The sequence below is a fragment of the Roseicella frigidaeris genome (genome assembly GCF_003258945.1).
GTDB lineage: Bacteria > Pseudomonadota > Alphaproteobacteria > Acetobacterales > Acetobacteraceae > Paracraurococcus > Paracraurococcus frigidaeris.
Map to the genome: position 1 here is coordinate 1 of NZ_QLIX01000043.1, position 19171 is coordinate 19171.

22 protein-coding genes and 3 pseudogenes are annotated in these 19171 nt (G+C 68.8%); 16 read left to right on the plus strand and 9 right to left on the minus strand.

Annotated features, from left to right (window positions below):
- The first annotated feature begins 528 nt into the window (after nt 1-528).
- Nucleotides 529-1932 (plus strand): Fic family protein, encoded by a 1404-nt coding sequence (locus tag DOO78_RS25525; RefSeq protein ID WP_165839089.1) that lies wholly within the window; start codon nt 529-531, stop codon nt 1930-1932.
- A 104-nt stretch (nt 1933-2036) separates the two neighbouring features.
- A complete protein-coding gene (locus DOO78_RS25530) occupies nt 2037-2381 on the plus strand; it encodes a DsbA family protein (protein WP_128080155.1) in 345 nt (114 codons plus the stop codon).
- A 108-nt stretch (nt 2382-2489) separates the two neighbouring features.
- Here the strand turns inward: DOO78_RS25530 and DOO78_RS25535 are convergent, their stop codons facing one another.
- Complete coding sequence (locus DOO78_RS25535; RefSeq protein ID WP_111472716.1) at nt 2490-2885, minus strand: DUF302 domain-containing protein; 396 nt, start codon at nt 2883-2885, stop codon at nt 2490-2492.
- 228 nt (nt 2886-3113) lie between these two features.
- Between DOO78_RS25535 and DOO78_RS25540 the strand changes: the two genes are divergently transcribed.
- From DOO78_RS25540 to DOO78_RS25560, 5 genes are all read left to right on the plus strand, one after another.
- Nucleotides 3114-3458, plus strand: coding sequence for an ArsR/SmtB family transcription factor (locus DOO78_RS25540; protein WP_243634793.1), 345 nt, complete (start codon nt 3114-3116; stop codon nt 3456-3458).
- Nucleotides 3459-3517: 59 nt separating this feature from the next.
- On the plus strand, nt 3518-4423 hold the full coding sequence (locus tag DOO78_RS25545; RefSeq protein ID WP_207803061.1) for an MBL fold metallo-hydrolase: 906 nt from the start codon (nt 3518-3520) through the stop codon (nt 4421-4423).
- Between the two features lie 8 nt (nt 4424-4431).
- A complete protein-coding gene (locus DOO78_RS25550; protein ID WP_111472718.1) occupies nt 4432-4854 on the plus strand; it encodes a YeeE/YedE family protein in 423 nt (140 codons plus the stop codon).
- 4 nt (nt 4855-4858) lie between these two features.
- Complete coding sequence (locus DOO78_RS25555) at nt 4859-5194, plus strand: DUF6691 family protein (RefSeq protein ID WP_111472719.1); 336 nt, start codon at nt 4859-4861, stop codon at nt 5192-5194.
- Nucleotides 5195-5210: 16 nt separating this feature from the next.
- Nucleotides 5211-5990 (plus strand): sulfite exporter TauE/SafE family protein, encoded by a 780-nt coding sequence (locus tag DOO78_RS25560; RefSeq protein ID WP_111472720.1) that lies wholly within the window; start codon nt 5211-5213, stop codon nt 5988-5990.
- Between the two features lie 256 nt (nt 5991-6246).
- Here the strand turns inward: DOO78_RS25560 and DOO78_RS25565 are convergent, their stop codons facing one another.
- Complete coding sequence (locus tag DOO78_RS25565; RefSeq protein WP_111472721.1) at nt 6247-6444, minus strand: DUF3606 domain-containing protein; 198 nt, start codon at nt 6442-6444, stop codon at nt 6247-6249.
- A gap of 376 nt (nt 6445-6820) precedes the next feature.
- Between DOO78_RS25565 and DOO78_RS25570 the strand changes: the two genes are divergently transcribed.
- From DOO78_RS25570 to DOO78_RS28600, 4 genes are all read left to right on the plus strand, one after another.
- Nucleotides 6821-7093: a hypothetical protein gene (locus DOO78_RS25570; protein ID WP_207803062.1), complete on the plus strand. Its 273-nt coding sequence runs from the start codon at nt 6821-6823 to the stop codon at nt 7091-7093.
- On the plus strand, nt 7090-8280 hold the full coding sequence (locus DOO78_RS25575; protein ID WP_111472722.1) for a PfkB family carbohydrate kinase: 1191 nt from the start codon (nt 7090-7092) through the stop codon (nt 8278-8280). The genes DOO78_RS25570 and DOO78_RS25575 overlap by 4 nt, the downstream gene beginning before the upstream one ends.
- Complete coding sequence (locus DOO78_RS25580) at nt 8277-8873, plus strand: 7-cyano-7-deazaguanine synthase (RefSeq protein ID WP_111472723.1); 597 nt, start codon at nt 8277-8279, stop codon at nt 8871-8873. Before DOO78_RS25575 ends, DOO78_RS25580 begins: the two co-directional genes overlap by 4 nt.
- A 178-nt stretch (nt 8874-9051) precedes the next feature.
- Nucleotides 9052-9549 (plus strand): nitroreductase family protein, encoded by a 498-nt coding sequence (locus DOO78_RS28600; RefSeq protein ID WP_408887591.1) that lies wholly within the window; start codon nt 9052-9054, stop codon nt 9547-9549.
- Nucleotides 9550-9659: 110 nt separating this feature from the next.
- Here the strand turns inward: DOO78_RS28600 and DOO78_RS28315 are convergent.
- Nucleotides 9660-10310: pseudogene (locus tag DOO78_RS28315) on the minus strand (8-oxoguanine DNA glycosylase); the annotation flags it as partial.
- Between the two features lie 303 nt (nt 10311-10613).
- On the opposite strand from DOO78_RS28315, the gene DOO78_RS27965 reads away from it, so the two are divergent.
- Nucleotides 10614-10838 (plus strand): helix-turn-helix domain-containing protein, encoded by a 225-nt coding sequence (locus DOO78_RS27965; protein ID WP_207803063.1) that lies wholly within the window; start codon nt 10614-10616, stop codon nt 10836-10838.
- 12 nt (nt 10839-10850) lie between these two features.
- Nucleotides 10851-11162 (plus strand): winged helix-turn-helix domain-containing protein, encoded by a 312-nt coding sequence (locus DOO78_RS28605; RefSeq protein ID WP_207803064.1) that lies wholly within the window; start codon nt 10851-10853, stop codon nt 11160-11162.
- 191 nt (nt 11163-11353) lie between these two features.
- On the opposite strand, the pseudogene DOO78_RS25595 reads toward DOO78_RS28605, so the two are convergent.
- Nucleotides 11354-12702 (minus strand): annotated as a pseudogene (locus DOO78_RS25595) (IS1380 family transposase).
- Nucleotides 12703-12784: 82 nt separating this feature from the next.
- On the opposite strand from DOO78_RS25595, the gene DOO78_RS25600 reads away from it, so the two are divergent.
- Nucleotides 12785-13189, plus strand: a complete 405-nt coding sequence (locus tag DOO78_RS25600) for a transposase (RefSeq protein WP_111472725.1) — start codon at nt 12785-12787, stop codon at nt 13187-13189.
- Between the two features lie 100 nt (nt 13190-13289).
- Here the strand turns inward: DOO78_RS25600 and DOO78_RS27180 are convergent, their stop codons facing one another.
- The 4 genes from DOO78_RS27180 to dgt all read right to left on the minus strand — a co-directional run bounded on the left by DOO78_RS27180 (nt 13290) and on the right by dgt (nt 17349).
- On the minus strand, nt 13290-13805 hold the full coding sequence (locus DOO78_RS27180; RefSeq protein ID WP_128080156.1) for a hypothetical protein: 516 nt from the start codon (nt 13803-13805) through the stop codon (nt 13290-13292).
- 269 nt (nt 13806-14074) lie between these two features.
- Complete coding sequence (locus DOO78_RS25605; RefSeq protein ID WP_111472726.1) at nt 14075-14365, minus strand: DUF433 domain-containing protein; 291 nt, start codon at nt 14363-14365, stop codon at nt 14075-14077.
- 532 nt (nt 14366-14897) lie between these two features.
- Nucleotides 14898-15761 (minus strand): nucleotidyltransferase family protein, encoded by an 864-nt coding sequence (locus DOO78_RS25610; protein WP_111472727.1) that lies wholly within the window; start codon nt 15759-15761, stop codon nt 14898-14900.
- A 58-nt stretch (nt 15762-15819) separates the two neighbouring features.
- Nucleotides 15820-17349 (minus strand): dGTP triphosphohydrolase, encoded by a 1530-nt coding sequence (gene dgt, locus DOO78_RS25615; RefSeq protein ID WP_207803065.1) that lies wholly within the window; start codon nt 17347-17349, stop codon nt 15820-15822.
- 322 nt (nt 17350-17671) lie between these two features.
- Between dgt and DOO78_RS25620 the strand changes: the two genes are divergently transcribed.
- Together DOO78_RS25620 and DOO78_RS27185 are read left to right on the plus strand one after the other, a co-directional pair.
- Nucleotides 17672-18064 carry a hypothetical protein gene (locus tag DOO78_RS25620; RefSeq protein WP_111472728.1) on the plus strand — a complete coding sequence of 131 codons (393 nt, stop codon included), beginning with the start codon at nt 17672-17674 and terminating at the stop codon, nt 18062-18064.
- Between the two features lie 224 nt (nt 18065-18288).
- Nucleotides 18289-18516: a hypothetical protein gene (locus tag DOO78_RS27185; protein ID WP_128080157.1), complete on the plus strand. Its 228-nt coding sequence runs from the start codon at nt 18289-18291 to the stop codon at nt 18514-18516.
- Between the two features lie 82 nt (nt 18517-18598).
- Here DOO78_RS27185 and DOO78_RS28510 read toward each other — a convergent pair.
- Nucleotides 18599-19068 (minus strand): annotated as a pseudogene (locus DOO78_RS28510) (transposase); the annotation flags it as partial.
- Nucleotides 19069-19171: the final 103 nt, after the last annotated feature.

Here is a 19171-nt window from a genome sequence, read left to right on the forward strand (position 1 = left end):
AGCCACAACTCACCTGACCAGACCGAAAACCCCGCTCCTCCATCCACAACCCGGGTCAATTCCTCATGGCAATCCCGGGTCAGCTCTCACTGGCATTCAACAACCGTCGTCTCGAACCGGCGGACGCGCAGGTCGCCGAGCGGGCGCTCGCAAGGATTCGTGGATGCGCCCCTACGGACGTCCGAACGGACCTTATCGCGGCGTTCCAGAACCTGTCAGCGGCATCAGCACGGCTCGGCGGACCTCCGCCGGTCAGGCCCTGAGGGCCGGTCGGCCATCCTCAGGATGGTTCAGCCCCCGGTGCGAGCTCATCTATTCACGGAGCTATTCACGTTCCCAGGCGGGTGCGACAACCCATTGAATCGGCAATGGACCCGGCCCGGATTTATGCATCCGCTCATTCAGGACGCGCTCTGAGCCAGAGGCATCCGGTGCCCTGGCCGTCGCTGCTATCGCAACTCTTTCCGGATCGAACTATTCACTCAGCTATTCATGTGGTCGTATGATATACTCAACTCATTGGAATTCTTGGATGAGAGCTTCGAAGGTATGCGCAGCGCTATTCAGGTTGGGGGCGCCGCTCAGCCTGCGGCAGCAGCAGCCGGTAGTCTGGACGATGTTGATCGGCTGATCGTCGCCGCCCTCAAAGCAGCCCCTGATGGGCTGACGACCCCTCAGCTCGCCCTCGCGCTCGCGAAAGCGGGCCAGAAAGTCAGTCAGCCGACCCTATCCCGTCGCCTCGCCCGCCTAGCGATGGGGCGACACGTGATTTCGGATCGTCCCGGACGCGCCGCACGGCACCGCCGCGACCCGTACCATGACTGGTTTAACGTCCCCCCGGGCAAGCGTCCCAAGGTCGGCTACAGGCCGGAACTGCTCGACGGCTACCGTCCCAACCAGACGGCGTGGTTCTCTCCCGAGGAATTGGCCAAGCTGCGTTCAGCGGGGGGCGACAGGCACTTGGACGGTTCGACCTATGCCCGGGCGATCGCGCAGAAGCTGCTCGTGGACCTCTCGTACGCTTCGTCGGCGCTCGAGGGGAACACCTACACCTATCTCGACACCCAAGTCCTCATTGAGTTCGGCAAGGAGGCGGAGGGCAAGGAGGCGGAGGAGACGCTGATGATCCTGAACCACAAGGAGGCCATCCTCTACCTGGTTCAGAACATCGGCGAGATCGAAGTGGACGTGAGGGAGATCAAGAGCCTGCACGCGCTCCTTTCCCGGGGACTGATGCGGGACGAGACGTCCGTGGGGGCGGTGCGCAGGCGCGTGGTCGACATCACGGGCTCGGCCTACGTCCCGACGGCGAACCCCCACGTCCTGGAGCAGCAGTTGGCCAGGGTGGCGGCGACGGCGTCGGCCATCGAGGAGCCGTTCGAGCAGTCGCTGTTCCTGATGGCCTTCATCTCCTACCTGCAGGCGTTCGAGGACGTGAACAAGCGCACCGCGCGGCTCGCCTGCAACATCCCCCTGCTCAAGGCGGGAATCGCCCCGCTGTCGTTCCTCGAGATGGACAAGACCGCTTATGTGCGCGGCTTGGTCGCCTTCTACGAGCTGGGGCGGCCGGACATCCTGAAGGAGGCGTACATCGAGGGTTACGTGAAGTCGGCGGCCCGCTACGACGCCTATGCCTCGCGCGACAAGGCCGCCATCGAGCTCGAGGTCAGGAGGCGCAACGACATCTACGGGGCCGTGAGGGCGTATGTGGCCTACTCGGTATCCGAAGGCGGGCGGCAGGATCCGCATGACTTCGCCCTCGTCCACTTCGGCGACGAGCCCGAAGCCACGCGCCGCGCCCTCGCCGCGCGAGTGGCCGAGATCGTCGCCTCCCTGCACGAGGGCAACCACATCGGGTACGGTGTCCCGCGCAAGCTGTTCGACGAGTACGCCGGGCTGGCGGAGCTCAAGGCTAACGGTCCATCAGCGTGAAGGCTGCCGAGGGGTGCGGGAAGTCCGGCCTGGACAGGAGGTCCGACGCGAAACCGTTCACCACCTTCTCCTTCGCGTGCGCAACCGCCTTCTGGCCGAGGACCATGACAACCGCCGCAAAGGTCGCGCCCGCGGCCAACTGGCAGGGCAGGTTCGCGCCGGTGCACGACGCGCTGTTCGAGCGCGGCCGCTCGCTGGGCGAGGCCAAGATGCGCGCGGCTGCGGAGAAGGCCGGAGCCGACTTGGCCCGGCTGGACTCCGACCTGTCGGCGCGCGGCGCCGACCTGCAGGCCAGCCTGGGGCAGGCGCCGATGCAAGCGCACGCCCTCGCCCTGCAAGGGACCCCGGCCTTCGTCATCGAGTCGTATCTGGGGCCCGGCGCGATGACCTACGACAACCTGCAGAAGGTCGTCGCCGACGCGCGCGCCAGAACGGCGCCGTGGCGGTGACCGGTGCGGCCAGTGCCGCGGTGCTGGCCGCGGGTGGGTTCCGGCGGGCGCACCCGAGGGGGGCCGCAGGCCCCGTGCCCGGGGGAGCCCCGGACACCTGGTCGTGGCTCAGGTCCCCGACATGGGGATCTCGTCGACCACCTGCTTCAGCATGTCGCGCACCTTCGTCTCGGCGAGCGCCGGGTTACCGATGGCCTGCATGAATGAGGCCGGATCGACCGCCGGCACCTCGACCGCGCCGTCCTCGTGCCGCTGGGCGATGACGTTGCACGGCAGCATGGTCCCGATCTTGTCCTCGGCCTGGAGCGCCCGGTAGGCCATCTGCTGGTTGCAGGCGCCCAGGATGCGGTAGGGCCGGAACGCGGCGCCCAGCTTGCTCTTGAGCGTCGCCTGGACGTCGATCTCGGTCAGCGCGCCGAACCCGTGCCGCTTCAGCGCCTCGGTCGTCGCGGCCACCGCGGCGTCGAAGGGCAGGTCGAGCCTCGTCGAGAAGTGGTACGCCATGGCGGCGGTCCCTCGATGGTGCGATCAGGGGATCTCTGGGTAACGCCCGTCACCACCGCCCGGCCTTTCCGTGCGGTGAACTCAGGCGCTTCCCGCCCTCCCGGGGCGGATCGCCGCCCGCGCCGGTTCTTGCGCGCCGTCAAATCCATCTTATATGAGTCATGTCTCATTGATGAATTGCACATGGACATGGAGCATCCGGACCTGAAGCACATGGATCCCGCAACGATGGAAGCGCGCGCCGCCGAGGCGGAGGCGTTCCTCCGCTCGCTCGCCAGCCGCCACCGCCTGATGATCCTCTGCACCCTGCTTGAGGGCGAGACCTCGGTGGGAGAACTGGTCCGGCGGCTCGGCCTGACCCAGTCCAACCTCTCCCGCCACCTCGCCAACCTGCGCGAGGAGGGCCTGGTGGCGACCCGGCGCGAGGGCGTCGTCATCCACTACCGGATCGCCTCGGAGCGCGTGCGGCCGATCCTCGTCGAGCTCTACCGCCTGTTCTGCGCCCCCGGCGCGGCCTCCTCCCGGGAGGCGGACGGCATGCCGCCGGAGGATGCCACCGCGCCCGGCGCCTGACGGCCAGCAACCGAGACACCCGCCGCCCCGCACGCCAACGCCCCTGCAAGGAGATGACCATGGCTGACCGCTGCCCGGTCGTGACCGGCTTCTACCACGAGGACACCAACAGCATCGCCTACGTCGCCGCGGACCCCGCGACCAAGCGCTGCGCCTTCATCGACCCCGTGCTCGACTTCGACCGCGCCTGCCGCGGCACCCACACCACCTTCGCCGACCGGATGGTGCGGTTCGTGCGGGAGCAGGGGCTGACGGTGGAGTGGATCCTCGACACCCACCCGCACGCCGACCACTTCTCCGCCGCGCCCTACCTCAAGGGGGTGTTCGGGGCGCCGACGGCCATCGGCGAGCACGTCGTCACGGTCCAGAAGATCTGGAAGGAGATCTACAACCTCCCCGACTTCCCGGCCGACGGCTCGCAGTGGGACCGCCTGTTCAAGGATGGCGAGCGCTTCACCGTCGGCGGGCTGGAGCCGGAGGTCATCTTCTCGCCCGGCCACACGGCGGCCTCCGTCACCTACGTCGTCGGCGACGCCGCCTTCGTCCACGACACGCTGTTCATGCCGGACGGCGGCACCGCCCGCGCCGACTTCCCCGGCGGCGACGCCCGCACGCTGTACCGCAGCATCCAGCGCATCCTCGCGCTGCCGCCGGAGACGCGCGTCTTCACCGGCCACGACTACCAGCCGGGCGGGCGGGAGCCGAGATGGGAGTCCACCGTCGCCGAGCAGCGCGCGCACAACACGCATCTGCGGGGCGGCGTGACCGAGGAGGCGTTCGTCAAGGCGCGCGAGGCGCGCGACCGGACGCTCTCCTTCCCCGCCCTGCTGCTGGACGCGCTGCAGGTGAACATCCGGGGCGGGCGCCTGCCCGAGCCGGAGGCGAACGGCGTCTCCTACCTGAAGATTCCCTTGAACTACTTCCGCGAGACCGGCTGCGCAGCCGTCCGCGAGCCGCAGGACTGAGCACTGACATGGAGAACTTCACCCCCGTCCCCGCCGCCATCGGCGGCGGCCTCATCGGCCTGTCGGCCGCCCTCCTTTGGGTCGCCGACGGACGCATCGCGGGCATTAGCGGCATCCTGGGCGGGCTCGGCGGCGCGCCGCGCGGCGACCTCGACTGGCGGCTCGCCTTCCTGGCCGGTCTGGTCGCGGCGCCGCTGCTCTGGGCGCTCGCGGCCGGTGTCCCGGTCGTCGCCGTCGCGGCCGGACCGGCGACGCTGGTCGCCGCGGGTCTGCTGGTCGGCTTCGGCACGCGTCTCGGCGGCGGCTGCACCAGCGGCCACGGCGTGTGCGGCTTCGCCCGCCTCTCCCGGCGCTCCATCACCGCGACCGGCCTGTTCATGGCCAGCGCCGCGGCGACCGTTTTCCTTGCCCGCCACGTGGTCGGAGGCTGAGTCCATGCCGCGCCTTCTCGTCGCCCTGATCTCCGGCCTGCTGTTCGGGCTCGGCCTGACCGTCTCAGGCATGATCAACCCGGCCAAGGTGCTGGGCTTCCTCGACCTGGCCGGGGACTGGGANGGGCCGACCAAGACCCGGGTCGACGCCCGGCTCGTGGTCGGCGCCGTCCTGTTCGGCGTGGGCTGGGGCCTGGTCGGCTACTGCCCGGGGCCAGCGCTGGCCTCGCTCGGCTTCGGCGGCTGGCGGACGATGCTCTTCGTCGCCGCGATGCTCGTGGGCATGGGCGCGTTCCAGGCATTCGACCGCGCCGCCGCGGCGCCGCCCCGGGCGGCGTGAGCAGGGGACTCGCATCATGCTCGGACACCTCCTCTCCGTCGCATCCGGCAGCCTGGTCGGCTTCAGCCTCGGCCTCATCGGCGGGGGCGGCTCAATCCTCGCCATGCCGCTGCTGCTCTATGTCGTCGGCCTGCGGAACGTGCACCTCGCCATCGGCACAAGCGCCGTCTCGGTCGCGGTGAACGCCTTCGCCAACCTGGTCCCGCACGCGCGCGCCGGGAACGTCTGCTGGGCGAGCGCGGCCGTGTTCGCCGCCACCGGCGTGCTCGGGGCGGTCGCGGGCTCCTCCGTCGGCAAGGCCGTGGACGGGGGCAAGCTGCTCGCCATGTTCGCCGTGCTGATGCTCGTGGTCGCCTGGGTGATGCTGCGCAGGCGCTCCGCCACGGGCGGCGCGTGCCCGGCGCTCTCCTCCGCGCTGGCCGGGCGGCTGGGCGGCGTCGGGCTCGCCGCAGGCGGCATGTCGGGGTTCTTCGGCATCGGCGGCGGCTTCCTGATCGTCCCCGGCCTGGCGCTCGGCGGCGGGCTGCCGACCATCAAGGCCGTGGGCTCGTCGCTGCTGGCGGTCGGGACCTTCGGCTTGGCCACCGCGGTCAGCTACGCGCTGTCCGGCCTCGTCGATTGGACCATCGCGGCGGAATACATCGCGGGCGGCGTCGCGGGCGGCTGGGCCGGGGCACGGCTCGCGGGCCGCCTGTCAGGCGAGCGCGCGCTGCTGAACCAGGTGTTCGCGGGCGTCCTGGTCGCGGTCGCGGCCTTCATGCTGTACCGCAGCCTCGGCCAGGTTGGCCTGCTCTGATGGGATCGAGGAGTTCCGCGCCTCCTTGAGCCAGCCATGCCGCCCCCGCGGCACGGCAGCCAGGGAGCGGGAACATGACTTACGTCTCGAGCTTGAAATCCGTGGTCCTGTCCTCCCTGGCGGCGTTCGCCACCAGAGACTGCAGATCGAACTCCGCTATGGCAGAGAGCGGGTAGACAGGTACCGCAATGGGGATGTCAGTCCGGTACCAGGGATCGGTTTGGTGTGGTCGTCGGCCGCCGCCTACTGGCGCGCCTCACAGCCGCTTGCCGAGGTGACGGGCCACGTTGGCGGCCAATGGCCCCACAGCGGCCACCGCGTCGCGCAACTGCCGCTCGGTCACGCCGAGCTTTTGACACCACGCCTGCACCTCATAGGGCTCGCTGAGGCTGATGCGCGTGTTGTCGCGCGGGCCGCGGATCTTCGGATCGTCGCCGGGGCTTCGGCCGGACATGGCACCTCCATACTGCAGCGTGAGAGAAAGTCGGCTGCGCGACATAGGAGGGGGCGTGCGCGATTTCAACGGCGGACATGTAATCGAGCCTGCAACAGGACACTGCAGGCTGCCAGACCGGGCTGGCGATGTCAGACGGATGCCGAGCGCGCGGCACGGCGGCGAGTGCCGATGCACCGATGTCGAGAACGACAATCCACCGGGCAGCGAGGAACGACTCGCATCAGCACCCCGGCTTGAACTCCGGCGGCAAGCCGGTGTTTCCTGTGCGCGCTGATGGAGGAGACGCATGTCGGGAGGCGGCGGCAGGAGTGATTGGACCGAGACGGGAAGGCCGCCCTCGGCTGGCTCTGGCGGAGGTGGCGGCGGGACCGGGGTGGATCCCTGCGACATCGTCAGCCTGACCAACCTGAATTCGCCCAATCCGGCCGTAGTACCGACGCTCCGACCGGGCGACATCCTGGACGTTCACCTGCAGGTGGGGCCGCCGCGTGTGCTCCAGGCCCGCACGGCCTCCGGGCAGGTCGCTGGCAGCATCACCTCGCCCGAGATGCCGCGCATCATCGAGTGCATCCGCCAAGGGGTGACCTACGTGGCCGACGTCGTGACAGTCCGCGGCGGCGTGTGCCAGGTGAGGATCCACCGTTGAGCGCGCTGCTAGTCGCCGGGGGCGTCTACCGCGAACGTTGCGTCTGGCCGGATTGGCGCCGGACCTTCGGCTCGGCGGGCCGGGCCGCCTCGGCCGTGGCCTCATTGGTCGACAGCGTCGAGGTCCTGACGCCCGCCCCGCCCGAGGTGGCGGCCGAGTACGAGGCCGAGGCGAGGCTCGACGGGGTCAAGGTGCGGCTCGCACCGGCCGCTCCCGGCCTGCTGTTCGACTACGTCCACGGCCTGTCCATCCCGACGATCTCCCCCGCGCCCGCCGCGCTGCCGCCACCCGGGGTGTTCGACGCCGCGGCGCCGGTGGTCCTTCGGTTCGGCATGCTGGAGGCAAGCGCGCGGGTCAGGGCGGAGATGTGCGTCTACGACCCGCAGTCCGCCTTCGCGCCGGAGGCGTTCGCCGCGAACGGAAGCCGCGTGGCCCGCCTCGCCGTGGTCGGCAACCGGGGTGAGGTGTCCGCCCTCGGGGGCGACCCGGACCCCGTCTCCGCAGCAGGGTCGATGCTCGCCTCGGGGACGGAGGTGATCGTCGTCAAAGCGGGTAGCGCAGGTGCCTCCGTGGTGACGGCCTCCGGCGTCGGCACCGTCCCGGCGCGGCTGACCGAGAACGTCTGGCCGGTCGGCTCCGGCGACGTGTTCGCCGCGGCCTTCACCGTGGCCTGGGCCGTGGACGGGCTTTCGCCGGAGGAGGCGGCGGACTTCGCGTCCTACGCCGTCGCCGACTACGTGGAGAGCATGAGCCTGCCGATCTCCCCGGCGCTCCGCTCCGAGCGCCCGCCCCGCCAGCCCGTCACGGCGAAGGGCGGGAAGGTCTACCTCGCCGGGCCGTTCTTCTCGATGGGCCAGCGCTGGCTGGTGGACGAGGCGCGCAGGGGGCTGCGGGAACTCGGGATGCAGGTGTTCTCGCCCCTGCACGACATCGGGCGCGGCGCGGCCCACGAGGTCGCCCCGGCCGACCTCGAGGCGCTGCAGGGGTGCGGCTCGGTCCTGGCGCTGCTCGACGGCCTTGACAGCGGCACGCTGTTCGAGGTCGGCTACGCGCGCGCCATCGGACTGCCAGTCTACGGGCTCGCGCAGGTGACGTCGGAGGAGGACCTGAAGATGGTGACCGGCTCCGGGTGCCGGGTGTTCACCGACTTCGTCACCTGCCTGCACCACTGCGCCTGGGGCGCATGAGCACGGCCCTGCTCCTCTCGGGTGGCATGGACTCGGTCGCCATCGCCTGGTGGCGGCGCCCGGAGATCGCGGTCACCATCGACTACGGCCAGCGGGCCGCCGCCGCGGAGGTCCGCGCCGCCGCGGCGGTCTGCGCGGAACTCGGCATCGAGCACCTCGTGCAACGGGTCGATCTGGCGGCGCTTGGCAGCGGTGACATGGCGGGGCGGCCGCGGCTGGCTGAGGCCCCCGTCCCCGAGTGGTGGCCCTTCCGCAACCAGATGCTCGTCACGCTCGCCGCCATGGCCGTCATCCCGAGGGGCGCGCGGCGCCTGCTGATCGGCTGCCTGGCGACGGACGGCGCCCACGCCGACGGGCGTGCGGCGTTCGTCGAGGCGATGGACGGCCTGCTCGCCATGCAGGAAGGGGGCATGCGGCTGGAGGCGCCCGCCATCGGCCTGACGGCGGTCGAGCTGATCCGCGCCTCGGGCGTGCCGCCCGAGACCCTGGCGTGGGCACACTCCTGCCACGTCGCCGAGCACGCCTGCGGGATGTGCCGGGGCTGCCAGAAGCACTACGAGACGCTGGAGGCTCTCGGCCACGCACCCTACTGACGACCCATCCCCAAGGCCCGATCCCGGCGCGCCGCCCCCACTGGCATGGCCGGTTCGCCGCACGGTCGGCGGCTGGTCCCCACGGCCCCTGCCCCGGCGCGGCTTCGCCGACCTCCTCGCCGCGCGCCGGAGCCATCGCGCCCTCGCCAGGCCCACGCTCGGCGACGTCCTGGACGTGGTGGCGGCCGCCACCCTCGTGGGCTTCTTGCTCCCCGGCGACCCCCTGGGCCGCAGCCGCCGAACCGCTCCCTCCGCGGGCGCCCTACACCCGATCTCCGTCGTCGTCCTGCGGCCGGGTCCGCTGCCGATGCGCGTGGATCCCTGGTCGGGGCGGCTGCAGGCGCTGCGCCCGGCGGACGGGGCTGCCTTGCACCGCGGGGCGGAACGCCTCCACGAGATGCTGCCGGACGGCGAGCCGACCTTCCTCGCACTGCTGGGCGATCTCGGCCTCGTGGACGCCGCCTATGCCAACCCCGGAAGCCTGCTCTGGCGTGATGCCGGGGCGCTGCTCGCCACCCTGCATCTCTGCGCTTCCGCCCTCGGCCTGGGCTTCTGCCCATTGGGGGCGCTCGGCGGCGAGGTCGCGGCGGCCCTGTTCCCGAACGAATCGCGCGTTGTTGCCTGCGGGGCGGCGGCGCTGGGCGTTCCAAATACCCCAGCGCCTGCCGAACAGTAGCGGCCTCGCTGTGCCCCCCACGCCTCTGCCTCGCGCGCGAGCGGGCCGAGGCGGCGCATGTGGTCCCACATCAGCCCGTCCAGCACCGAGGCCCGGACCCCGATGGCGGCGGCGAAGCGCAGGAACGCCGCCTCCATGGCGAAGTAGTGCCGGGCCGGATCCCAACCGGGCGCGATGAACCCCGCGATCCTGCCCGCCCGGGCGATGTGCACGTCCACAATGGCCACGTCGTCGGATGCCCGGAAGTTGCGGACGATCCATGACGCCGTCTTCGGCCCTACGCCCGGCAGGGACACCAGGGCGTCCCGGAGCGCCCGGTCGGGAAGACCGGGATCAATGCCGGGTAGCGCGCGCAGGGCGCCCGAAAGCGCGCGGGCCTTGGCCCTGGGGAATCGGTAGCGCCGCATCCGCCCGCGCACCGCAAGGGGCTCCGCGAGGGCGCGTTCGAGCTCGGCAGCGTCCGGCGCGCCGCGCAGAAGGCCCAGGCGCCGCAACCGTTCGAACGCCGCGAGACCGAGTTCGGCGGGGATGCCGTGGCCGCCGAGCAAGCAGACGGCGACCTCCTCCGCGAGGTCGCGGCCCAGCGGGCCGGGCGCGTAGGTCCCCAGCTCCTCGTGCTGCCACGCCTGGCCCCGCCAATAGGCTGGCGTGAAAAGCGCGTCGAAGCGGCCCCACTCGATCCCGGGCAGCGCGTCCTCGTTGGCCGCGGGCAACGTGAGCACCACATCGCGCCCGCGGGCGAACGCCAGCATCCGTTGCATCAGCGCGCTCCTGCTCGATCAATCACAACTCAAGCATGGGCGAAGGAAACCGTGAATCCCCTCAACGACGTACTGGCTGCAGATTTCGCAACGCCACCGGTTGGTTAGACATGCAAAAGGCGCGAGGCGCTCAGATGCCCTGAGGCGCACATATTTTGATCCGGCCTGGGTACTATCGGGGGCAAGTAGGATCGGCCCAGATGGGCAGCATAACGCGTGTGGACAAGCGCAAGCTGCCGGCAGCGGCGCAGGAGGAACGCCGGCGACAGGTGATCGGACTGCGTCAGGCTGGCCTGACCTATGATGAGATCGGCTGATGAGATCGGCGCGCAGGTCGGCCTGAGCGCGACCAGGGTGTTCAACATCTGCCAGCGCTACGCCGAGCGGGGCGCGGCCGGGCTGAAGACTGGTCCGCGCGGGCCCAAGCCCGGGTACGGCCGGTTCCTCTCTACCGAGCAGGAGGCGGAGGCCCAGGCCCTGATCCGGCGCCACACGCCTGACGAGTTGGAGCTGCCTTTCGCCCTCTGAAGCCGGGCGGCGGTGCGGGAGCTGATCTGGCAGCGCTTCGGGGTACGGCTGGCGGTGCGGACCATGGTCACCTACCTCGCGCGCTGGAGCTTCACCGCCCAGAAGCGCTGCGGCGCGCCTACGAGCAGGCCCCGGCGGCGGTGCGGCGCTGGCTGCGGTGGGACTACCCTGCAATTGCCGCCCGGGCCAAGGCAAAGGGAGGCACCGTCTTCTGGGGTGACGAGACCGGTCTTCGCTCCGATGACGTGCGCGGTCGCGGTTACGTACCCTCAGGTCACACACCGGAGGTGCGGGTCGATTACAGGCGGGCGAACCTCGGCCTGATCTCGGCGGTGACCTACCCCGGATCATTCACGGCGGCATCCGCGGCTTCATTTCGGCTGCTGGGTAGGTCGCGGCCTGGTTGTGCGGACACGGCGGCCCTGCGTCGGTCGTGATGCCGGACGTCGGGATGCGGATCGCAGGTCTGGCGGGTTGCAACGCGTGGACACTCGCGGGGCACGACGCCCCGCCGTTCAGCAGGCGAGCCGCGGCAGGCGGTCCAGCACGAGGCGGATGATTGCCTGGTCGGGCAGGCCGAGGGCAGGTGCAGCGCGACGCGGGTCTTCAGCTCGACGACCCGCACGGCGAGCTTCATCAGCCTGAGGCGCAGCGTGTCGAACTGCGCGACCCGCCAGGCCGAGCGCTTCGGCATCAGACTGCGCACGGACCAGAGCAGCCAGTAGGCGCCGGTGTGCAGCATCAGGCGGAACTGGTTGGCGGTCGCCCGGCAGCACGACGTGCGATCGGCGGCAAGGTGCTGCTTCCAGGCCTTGATATGGTTCTCCGCCTGGCCGCGCTGGCAGTAGAGGTTTTCGTACAGCGTGCGCGGACTGCCGCCCGCCAGGTTGGTGACGACAAACCGCGTGTCGGTGCCGAGCGGTCCAGCCTCCACTCGGGCGATGATGCGCTCGACCCGCGACCAGCTGCGGGCGCCGTCGAGAAACTCCTTGTAGCGGCGCAACTTGCCGCTGCCCGGGCGGGCAGCCTGTCGGGCCGCGGTGCTCTGCTCGAGCGCCAGGACGTGCCGGCGCAGCGTGCTGCTGGTGGCCACGCCCAGGATGAAGTCGAGGCGAGCCTGGCGGCAGAAGTCCAGCACCTCCGGCGTGCAGAAATGGCTGTCGCCGCGGAACAGGATCTCGACCCGTGGCCAGTGGCTGCGGATCTCGCGGACGAGGCGCCGGAGAAAGGCGCGGGCCTCGACGCCGGTCGGGCGGCGGGCCGGGCGCAGCATGGCGGTGACCGGCCGACCCTCGCCATCGAACACCAGCAGCGGCTGGAAGCCGTAGCCGTCGTGATAGGCATTGAACAGCCGCATCTGCTGTTCGCCATGGACCGGATCGAAGGTGTCGTCGATATCCAGCACGATCCGCTTCGGCACCTGCCGCAAGCTCGCGCAGTAGAGCGCCACCATGGCGCGACCCATCTGCAGCAGGGCGCGCGTGCCGGGCAGGTTCTCCAGCCGCGAGATGGTCGGCTGCGAACACAGCGCCGCCGCCTCGGGCAACCGGTCGAGCGCGAGCTTGAACGCCGGGTCGTGCCGCAGCGCCGTCGCGTCGTTGCCGTCCTCGTAGCCGGCGGCGATCATGAACAGGCGGAAGCGGATGATGTTGGCCAGCCGGTGCGTCACCTGCGCGGGCGCCCGCCGGTCGTCGAGGCAAGCGGCGAGCCGGTCGGCTATGCCGAGGCGGCGCTCGATCTCCCACAGCGCCAGCACCCCGCCATCAGACGACAACTGCCCGCCGTCGAAGCGGGCTACCAGCGACTTGCCGCCGACCGGTGACAGACCGGGCAACGGCAGGGCATTCTCAACCTTGACGGGCATGGTCTCCGGCGGGCGAAGGATTCTGGGGTCGCAGCCAAATCCTACGTAGCCTCAACGGCTTGCACCATGCCCGTCAGACCGCGTGAATGATCCGGGCTACCAGGGCGAGCTGCGCTGGATGGGGCTGGGCGGCGCCATCAAGGCACTGGACCTGCTCCGCTTCCTCACCCGCCTGGTCCGGGATGCCGGGCAGAAGGTCTTCCTCATTCTCGACCGCCTGCCGGTCCATCGCTCGGCCAAGGTCCGCGCTTGGCTCGTCGGGCGCGAGGCCGAGATCGAGGTGTTCTACCTCCCAGGTTACAGCCCGGAGCTGAACCCGAATGAGGGCGTCAACGGCGACCTGAAGCAGGCGGTCACCCGCGAGGAGCCGGCGCGCAGCAAGGCGCAGCTCAAGCGCACCGTGGTCGGCCACCTGCGCAAGCTGTCGAAGCTGCCCGGCCGAGTGCATAGCTTCTTCGGGCACAAGACCTTCCGCTGCGCTTCATAGATCAAGCTCACCCAGGCCGGATCGATAATCTTGCCATGACAGGACCAGTCACAGCCCGAGGTCGGGACCAAGGACCGCGCGGCTCCCCCATCCGCATAAGCTATTGACAGCGGGTGATGCCGGTCTGGGCTGCCCGGAGACAAGATCGTAGTTGGGCAACATTAAAATTGCTAGGCACGACAACGTTGATTCGCTCGCGCGGGAGGTTCACGCCGCGAACGCCAAGCTCCGGCGAGCTTTTCCATGTCCTGGGCAATTGGTGCCTCTGGATGACGAGGCGGCGGGCTGTGTCCTCGGGTGTTTCCTTGGGCCTTTTCACGCGCGCATGCTCGTCTGGATTGTAGAGCTCGGCCGTCAGCACATCGGTCTCGATGTCGATCACAGTTGGCATGCGACGCGCCACTGACATGATCCATCGCTGGTCTGGCGGGTCTGTCGGTGTCAGGCCGACTTTTGCCAGCACCTTGTACTGCTGCGGAGGATCATCACCCCAGGGGCTCGCCCTGAAGACGGTGACCTTGATGTACTCGCTACCGCCCTGCGTGACTTGCTCCGCTAGGTAAACTGCGGTGGCGAGCCAGTCGGCGGGCTCACCTGTCTCAACCGCGGCCGACACGCCAGTCTGCGCGATGCCTCCTCCAGATAAGCGTAGGCGGGATGCATGATGCAGGCGGAAGGGCTGAACAGTGCCCGTGACGCCGCCTGCACACGCTGGATCGCTTGACCCGTTAGTCAAACATCGCATTGCATCAGCTGAGGCTGCAACAGCCGGGTAAGAAGAGGTCAGCATCAGGGGTAGAGCGAACAGTGCGCGGCGGCGAAGAGGCACGATGGAATTCCGTAGCGTGCAATGACCTGAACTCTACGCGCACCCGCTAATTGCACCTAATCGCCCAAGCTGCTGGGCTTTTGAGGCACGGTGCCGGATACGAGAACCCGCGCACCTGGTGGTACCCGTTCGGACAGAGGTCGGAGTGGTTTGGGCTGCGGCGGGTTGTCCCTGTCCCAGGCGACCGCCTCGGCGATCTGCTCGGCCGTGATGCTGGGGTAACTGCGCAGGATGTCTTCGACTGGTACGCCGGTGTTGGCGGCGCAGGCGATGTCGCGGGCCGGGACGCGCGTGCCCTTAATCACCGCCTCTGAGCCGCCGAGGATGTCGGGATCCACCAAAATCATAACCCATTGTCCCAAAAGCGTTTTTCCCGCATTTCTGCGATTCGGTCGATTTGCGGGATAAATCGGCCTATCTCAGAGACATAGACCTTTTCAACGGAAGACATCCCTAATTCCGGGCGCCCAGACTAGGCTTCATACAGGGCACACCATGAGCCCGGAGGCCGAGTGGATCTAGCCGCTCAAAATGCCGCCACCCCGATCCTTTGGGCAGCCGGCGTGTTTGCCATCGCGCTCGGCGGCGCCGACCCATTCACAGCAGCGATTGTGGAAGTGCTCGAGACGGGTGCCAAGACTTCGTGTCAGACACCGCCCACTCGCCCGTCACTTGGCCGACAAGACTTTCACGACCGCCAAGAGCGCCGGCATGTGATCAGGCCGTATGCCTCCAGCAGGCGGCAGACGGGCGCCTCGGAGATGAAGTAGTGCTGCTGTCCGGTGAAGCCCACCGCCAACTCACGCGGCAGTAGCAGTCCTCGCCGATGTTCGGCCTGCAAGCACGGCGACCGCCGCAATCAGGCCGAAAACCTCGCGCTCAACGATGGATGGCAGGCACCTGCTGCGGCGCTGCACAGCCATGCAACGGAAGGGTTAGAAGACCGCTTGGTCCGCCTGGGCGCAGAGCGGACGTCGTGCACGGGCGCGTGACCCTGTCCATTTCGGGGCCCCGTGTTGGCGGTTCCATGACCGGCGCCGATGGCAAGGGGAGCTGCCTCTGTACACCCCGGTGGGCGGCCCGTAGCGGCAGGGACGGCATACCGGTTGCCACCGAACTGCCGAAGGTGGTGACCGCGTCATCGATGATGGCCTTCGTCAGCACGCGCCGGTGCCCGAAGGAGCGGCCCTCCGCCATGAGCAGCGAGGAGGCCCCGACGTCCCCGATGACGTTCAGCACGAAACTTGCAAGCCGTGGCGAAACCACGCCCCCCCACAGCACCGCGAACCGAAGGGTGCGCACGCAGCTCCCGACGCGATTCGGGTTCGGCTCCAGGTTGACGTCCAGGAACCGGTTGTCGAGGTCCGCCAGATAACCGTCTCGGCAGACGACCCGCTTCCTGCTCAGCGAGTACAGGACAGCATCCCAGTTGAAGAAGGTGGTCTCCAGCAGGTCGTCCACCCTGGCGACCTCTCGGTGGCCATGGACGCGGGCCCATGTGCGGTTGAGGAGCCAGACGTCCGCCTTCCAGGTGGTGGAGAGCGCCCAACCACCGAACCGGTTCTCCACGGCCCCGTACTCGCGCAGCAGCGCGCGGAGTTCCGGGGTCTCCGGGGCGTCCACAACCAGGTCGACGTCCGAGCAGAAGCTCGCATAATCGTCCCTGAGCAGCAGGTCCCGCAGCATCCCCCCGACGATCGCCACCTCACCGAAGCGCCCCAGGCGCACGGCGAGTTCGCCCACGGAGCGGCGCCCGCCACGAGAGTCACCGATAAAGCAGCTGAGGCGCCGCCGCAGGCGGTCAAACCTTTCGCAGGCTGGCACCAACGTGGTACTCCCCGAGCTTCCGGTGCAGGAACACAGCGTACGAGTCTGTCATGCCAGACACCATGTCGGCCAGCAGCTGAAGTTCCCTGTAGCGTATGGGGACGCTCCGGTCCTCCCTGGCTGCCTGCTCGAAGGCCGTCCTGTAGTTCTCCGAGATGTGACGGTAGGCCAAGTCGGCGAACGGGCTCGAGCGCTTCGACCCCGGGTCCGCGTAGCTCTCGCGTTCCACGATGCCGCGCCAGAGCATGGACATCAATTCCTGCAGCTTGTTGAATCCGTCCACCTCGATGCCCAGGACATCCTTGTCGCGGAACGCGTGCTCGACGTCGAACTTCTTCAGCGCCGCCACCAGGCTGGCCGCTGGGCCCACCTCCAGGAGCGGCTGGTCCAGCCTTCCCACCATAATGTCCTCGTAGCGCTCGCCCCAAGCGTAGACCAGCGCGGACACCAGCGTGCCGATGGCGTGCACGCGGAATTTCTGCATCGAGACGTCGTTCAGCTCGCTCGGCGCGAGGCGGGCGCTGCGGACGGCGGCATGGTCCATGCGCGATCGCGCCACCACGAACTTAACCCCCTCGTCTCCCTCGGCGGCCGCCTCTAGGTAGGCCATGAGGTCCGAGAACGAGACCAGGCCCTTCTTGACCGTGTCCTCGGTGTCGATGACCGAGTAGGCGATGTCGTCGCAGGCCTCCAGGACATGGGCCAGCGGGTGCCTCATCCCCTCCGCAAGGCCGGCCTCCTGCCTGGCCTTCTCGATCCAGGCGGCTTCCGAGGCGAAGAAGCCAACCTTCCTGGCGCCGACCGGCCCGGACTTGACGGCCGAACCGGAGGGGACGACGTACTTCATCAGCGCCGTGAGGGTTCCGCAGGTCAGGTTCAGCCCGAAGCCGTTCGTCGACGCCTGCAGGCGCATGACCAGCCGCATGGTCTGAGCGTTGCCCTCGAACCGCAAGAAGTCCTGGATCAGGTCCGGCCTGCGGTGGGCCGCGTCGCGCATGTCCCGCGCGCCCCGGAGCTCGACGCCGCGGGCGCCCTCGGGCGGCTGGCCATCGTCGAATTTACCGAAGCAGATCGCGGCCCGGGCTTCGAACCAGTGGCGCATCGCCTCCTCACCCCGGTGCCCGAATGGCGGGTTGCCGAGGTCGTGCGCGAGCCCGGCGGCAGCCAGCAGGGCGGGAATGGTCCGCTGGTGGCCGTCGATACCGCGGTCCGGGAGGAAGCTGTAGGCCAGGTGCGTTCCCACCGACCGCGCCAGGGCGGAGACCTCGTCTGAATGGGTCAGCCGGTTGCGGACACTGTCGTTCCGCTCCAGCGGAAACACCTGGGTCTTGTCGGCGAGGCGCCGGACCGGCGCCGCGAATCGAACCCGGTCGTAGTCGCGCTCCGCTGGCGTTCGCGTGTTTGCCAGCCAAGGCGGCGCGGCGACGTCGGCGCTCTGGGCAGGCGGGCCGTCGACGATGTCATCCAAACGCTTGCCGCTGAGCAGCTTACTCCAGTTCAGCACTACGCCCTCCGCGCACCTACACCCAGGCTAGAGGGCTTCAGGAACGATTCCCAGGCCTGAAGGCTCGGCCACGCCACGGGGGAGGCGGGATGCCGCCACCCGGGGGGAGTGCATGGTAGGCCGTCCGGGTTTCTTCCGGAAAGGGAGAACGAGGTTCGTGGCTTCAAATGAATCCCTTGCACGACGTGATACAGTTGAAGGCTTCCCCAGATGGCTCAGGTAACCCCAAAGGTTGTGTCGCGAGGTCCGTGATTGCGGAACCGCACTCGTGACGCTTGACTTTTGGGCCCAAAAGTGGGAGGGTCTGCTCCGGAGGTGAGGCGTGGCCGGAGAGATCGATTTCGGAGACGTGCTGGGCGCGGCGGAGGAAGGGTCAGCGGAGCGCCTGACGCTCTACATTCCCAGCCAAGATCGCAATGGCGTCGCGTTTGATCCCGGACCGTGGATTGAAGATGCGCTGAAACTGCTTTCGAGCATTGGCGGTGGAGCTACCGCGATGCCGCCGGCAGACGGAGCTTGGCTCGATCTCGAAAGACAGACGCTGGTCCGCGAGAAGGTCGTGCTCGTCTACACCTTCATCGATCCGGAACGTCTGGAAGAGAAGCTGTCGGAACTGAGGCGCTATCTCCACCGTCTTGGCCGAGAAACCGGCCAGGGCGAGGTGGTGTGTGAGTTCCAAGGGGTGCTTTTCAAGATCCGCGACTACGACCAGTGATGGAGGGCGGAATGGCTCGGAACGCAGTGTTCACGACGACCACCAAGCGCCCCGCAAATGTGGCGCTTCGGACGAAGCGACGTGTTGGAGCGAACGTGCTGGCGGAGGCGCTCGGGGCGGCGGAGTCTGTTCCGTTGCCGAGTGGGCCGGATACCCCGCCGGGCTTCGTGGCGCTCAGGCAGGAGGTCGCCAAGGCGCTGCGATCGACTGGCGGACGGCCAGGCTTGCCCGACGCCGAGCGGCGCAAGATACCCGTGACAGACACGGTCTGGCGCGCGGTGTCGGAGGCGGCCAAGGAAATGTCCAAGGCCGGCTTTCATCCGAGCCCGGCGCAGGTGGCCAGTGTCATCCTGGAGATTGCCGTGCGCGACATGCCGGGCCTGGTGCGTCGGGCAGAGCACGCCTTGCGCGCGTCAGCGGGCAGCAAAGAGCGTGAAGTCTCCCTGGGGTGACACGTCGGGACACGCATTGTCGCCCGGGACGAGCTGGATTTCGCCTGAGCTCAGCCGACGTCCTGGTTGGCAGAACCTCTGCTCAAGCGGTCTTCTTCTGCGCCACGAAATCGCGGTAGGTCCGCCGTGGCAACGCTGTCAGACGCCCGAGGAGCCGGTCGAAGCTGGTATACCGGGCATTGCGGCGATCCCAGCGCCAGGCGAACTCGTCGAGGTGGGCCTGCAGATGCGGCCGGCGGAAGCCGTGGAAGGTGCCGGTGCCCCAGCGTTTGAGCAGCGAGAACACCCGGCGCCGCCATCTTGCCCACCACCTTGCGGTGTCAGCGGCGGCAGAAATGCGCGGTTTGACGGCGCATCTTTGTTGCTGGTGTGCAGCCAAGCCGTGTTCCAGCTGCCCAGGCCGAGTTGGGCCTGCAGTTGCAAAGCGCTGATCCCGTTCGAATGGCTGGTGACGATGTGGATCGCGGTGAGCCAGGTCCGCAGCGGCAACTTGCTGCGGTGCATTACGGTGCCTGCTGTCACCGAGGTCTGCCGGTGACAACCTGCGCATTCCTGGCTGTGTCCATGAATGTTGGCCCACCAGTGCTGACGAATTCTGGCCCACCTGCCGCTTCTGACCGCCCTGGCCGGGCCGCGGCCCGGCCAGGGCGGTCAG